Source organism: Flavobacterium sp., assembly GCF_040379285.1.
Lineage (GTDB): Bacteria > Bacteroidota > Bacteroidia > Flavobacteriales > Flavobacteriaceae > Flavobacterium.
In genome coordinates this window covers 1-3,012 of the sequence record NZ_JBEILJ010000099.1, presented here as the reverse complement: position 1 = coordinate 3,012, position 3,012 = coordinate 1, and the positions used below count along the sequence as shown (strand labels likewise).

4 protein-coding genes are annotated in these 3,012 nt (G+C 41.8%); 1 reads left to right on the top strand and 3 read right to left on the bottom strand.

Annotated features, from left to right (window positions below; translation table 11 throughout):
* Positions 1–416 precede the first annotated feature (416 nt).
* Positions 417–1,499 carry a DNA polymerase IV gene (dinB, locus tag ABWO12_RS12260; protein ID WP_353089296.1) on the bottom strand — a complete coding sequence of 361 codons (1,083 nt, stop codon included), beginning with the start codon at positions 1,497–1,499 and terminating at the stop codon, positions 417–419.
* A gap of 83 nt (positions 1,500–1,582) precedes the next feature.
* Here dinB and ABWO12_RS12255 point away from each other — a divergent pair, with 83 nt between their 5' ends.
* The gene (locus tag ABWO12_RS12255) at positions 1,583–2,050 is read left to right on the top strand and encodes a CYTH domain-containing protein (protein WP_353089295.1); all 468 of its coding nucleotides are present in this window, start codon (positions 1,583–1,585) and stop codon (positions 2,048–2,050) included.
* Here ABWO12_RS12255 and ABWO12_RS12250 read toward each other — a convergent pair.
* A complete protein-coding gene (locus tag ABWO12_RS12250) occupies positions 2,042–2,548 on the bottom strand; it encodes a septal ring lytic transglycosylase RlpA family protein (RefSeq protein WP_353089293.1) in 507 nt (168 codons plus the stop codon). The two genes, ABWO12_RS12255 and ABWO12_RS12250, sit on opposite strands and share 9 nt — an antisense overlap.
* A 76-nt stretch (positions 2,549–2,624) precedes the next feature.
* Positions 2,625–3,012: hypothetical protein (locus ABWO12_RS12245; protein WP_353089292.1), on the bottom strand; the 388-nt coding region annotated here is incomplete at its 5' end.

Sequence of the window (3,012 nt, the reverse complement as noted above, 5' to 3'; positions counted from 1 at the left end):
GTACATTTTGTTAAATTTTCACAAGTCTACAACAAATCATCCCAAGGCATATACCAAATAATCTACTGAAATGTCAAAACAAATTGCAACTCAAAACTAAAACATACAATCCATGCCACAAAATTTTTTGAAAAGGAAAAAACCCATTTTTGGAGGGGAAAAATACCTTGGGTTTACAGGAAAAATACCCTTATATTTATTTGGAAATGTGGCGTTTATTTTATAAGAAAACACAATTTGGTATAGCTACCCTACTCCATAATAGCAAAGCCTAGGCAAAGGCTAGTCAAAGGCATGGATAATGCATGAAAAAGGCATGTATGATAAAATTAAATAATTTAAATGAAAAGAAAATGAAATTGATGTAGTTGATGTAAATTGTGCCAAATAAAATAGCTTACAATTAAATAAATTCCTCAAAACGCAAACTTCAACTGCACCACCACCGTTTTCTTAACTTCGGTATTCAAATTACTCAACGAAATGCCCAACAACCGCACCGATTCTTTCAGGCGTTCTTGGTACAACAGTTCTTTGGCCGTTTCCAACAACAAGCCCTTGTCACTGATGTAATACGGCAAGGTCTTACTGCGGGTTTGGGTCGTGAAATCGCTGTACTTGATTTTTAACGTCACCGTTTTACCTGAAATGCTGTATTTTTTCAAGCGCCGTTCCAAGGTTTCAGCAATATGCGCGAGCCTTTCTTCCATAAACAACTCCGAAGTCAAGTTCTCTTCAAACGTATGCTCGGCCGCTACCGACTTCGACACCCGATTGGGTTTGACCTCACTGTAATGAATGCCCCGCACAATGTTGTAATAAAAGCCTCCGCTCTTGCCAAAATGTTCCTCTAAGTACTCCCGAGAGCGCGCTTTTAAATCGGCTCCTGTAAAAATCCCATGATGGTACATTTTTTCGGCGGTTACTTTGCCAATGCCATAAAACTTTTTGATATCCAAAACCTCCAAAAAGGCTTCCACTTCATCCGGTGGTACGGTTTTTTGACCGTTGGGCTTGTTGTAATCGCTGGCGACTTTGGCAACAAATTTCGTATTGGAAATTCCGGCCGAAGCCGTTAACCCAATTTCATTGAAAATCCGGGACCGTATTTCTTGCGCAATCAACGATGCACTCGGATTCCCTTTTTTATTTACCGTCACATCCAAATAGGCTTCGTCTAGCGATAAGGGTTCAACTAAATCGGTATATTCCCGAAAAATCGCCCGTATACGTTTGGAAATCTCCGTATAGCGATCAAACCGCGGACGAACAAAAATTAAATCGATACACAAGCGTTTGGCCTGAACGCCGCTCATGGCACTGCGTACGCCAAACTTACGGGCTTCATAACTGGCCGCCGAAACTACCCCGCGCACTTCACTTCCGCCCACGGCAATAGGTTTACCCTTTAATTCAGGGAAATCCATTTGCTCCACCGACGCATAAAACGCATCCATGTCGATGTGAATAATCTTCCGTAATTTAAGGGAATCCGACATGTCTCAAATTTACTAGAATTTCTCAAAATCAATTCACTCAACAACAAGGTTTAATTCCTATTTTTGAGGAAAAACTTCAGTCGATGATCGAAATTGAACGTAAATTCTTGGTGCGAAACGAACAATTCAAAGCGGAAAGCCGCGCGGCTATTCCCATAGCCCAAGGATACCTTTCCTCGGTTGCCGAACGTACCGTGCGCGTTCGAATCAAAGGGGATCAAGGGTTTTTAACCATCAAAGGGAAAAGCAATGCCTCGGGGGCAAGTCGATTGGAATGGGAAAAGGAGATTACGGTAGCCGAAGCCCAAATGCTCTTGCCCCTTTGTGAAAAAGGAACGATACAAAAAACCCGATACGAAGTGGTATCGGGGCAACATATCATTGAGGTGGATGTTTTTGAAGGTGAAAATGCCGGACTGATTCTCGCTGAAATTGAATTGCAATCGGAAGACGAAACGTATTCTAAGCCCGATTGGCTCGGTGAAGAGGTAACACACGATTCACGCTATTACAACGCTTATTTATCGCAGCATCCCTTCGGTTTATGGTGATTTTTTCTCAACTTCTATCACTTCGATAGTAACAGTAGCTGAACCTGAATTGCGGGATCCCGAAATCAAGAAAAACGCGCGTTTAGACAAATCGATTTCACGACCACGAGCAAACGGACCACGATCGGTAATTTCAACGATAACCGTTTTACCATTGGCTTCATTGGTAACACGAACCAAGGTTCCTAAAGGCAATTTTTTGTGCGCCGCCGTGAGTTTATTTCGGTCGTAGCGCTTGCCACTAGCCGTTCTTCGACCATGAAAGCGATCGGAATAATAGGAAGCGTGGGCTTTCTTTTTGAAAAGCTTAAACTTTCCATTAACTACTGGTAAAGTATCGGCTACAGGCTCATCCGTGAGGACTTTTTCTTTTTTGACCGTATCATTTTTTTGCTTTTTTAATTCGGGATTCACCGTATTTTGAGCCAAAAAAGTGCTACTAAAGAAAAGACCGATGCCGAGGGTGATACCGTAAATAAGTATTGATTTTGTTCGCATTAGACTTGTTTTTGGGCGATTCAAGACGTCTACAACCGAGCGTGTCTTGACATCAATTACATACTAAACGGTTGACTTACAACCAAAGTTTCCAAGGAATACGCGATAAAATCAACACCAATCCCAAGGTATAGAAAATGGCGAATTTTTTATACTTAACGCCCGATTCTGTAGCTTTTTTGTGGGTTGACCAGCCAACAGTAATCAACACAATCGCAATAATATTGGTCAACGGATGCTCTAAAGACGTTAAACGCGCTTCTGCATTGGACATATCGCCCAACAACGCTTTACCAAAGGGTGATATAAAATACAATACCAACCCAACCAACAATTGCACGTGTGAAGCAATTAATGTAAACAATCCGATTTTACGGTCGCGCGCTGAAAAATCTCTTCCAGAGCTAAGGCCCATTACGGCATTAATCGCAGTGAAAACCAATAAGGCCAAGACAATATAAGCC